Source organism: Microbacterium sp. C448 (genome assembly GCF_000582705.2).
GTDB classification, from domain to species: domain Bacteria; phylum Actinomycetota; class Actinomycetes; order Actinomycetales; family Microbacteriaceae; genus Microbacterium; species Microbacterium lacus_A.
This window is the reverse complement of the sequence record NZ_HG779656.1, coordinates 1-300: the sequence shown is the minus strand read 5'-3', so window position 1 is coordinate 300 and position 300 is coordinate 1. Positions and strand designations below refer to the sequence as shown.

1 protein-coding gene is annotated in these 300 nt (G+C 70.0%); it reads left to right on the top strand.

Going from position 1 to position 300, the window contains the following annotated elements; genetic code table 11:
- Positions 1 to 300 (top strand): DUF222 domain-containing protein (locus MIC448_RS06715; protein WP_036297642.1); only part of this gene is annotated, 300 nt, incomplete at both ends.

Genomic DNA, 300 nt, shown 5'->3' with positions numbered 1-300 from the left:
GTGGACGCGATCGCGCGCGAGCTCGCCGGGGAGGGCATAGAAGTCTGGCGTGCGAACGCGCGTACGGAGGCCGCGCTCGCGCGATTGTTCGCAAGGGCCGCGCGCGTCGGTGCGCGACGCGTTGCCGAACTCGCCTCCCCTTCCTCCCGCGAAGCGGAGCTGCCGTTCCGCGCTTTGGCGGCAGAGCTCGGCGCAGCGATGAACATGTCCGACCGGACCGTGCAGCGTCGCATGAACGATGCCGCGGTTTTGGAGGAGTCGTTCCCGGCCACGTTCGCGGCGTGGGAAGAGGGACGGATC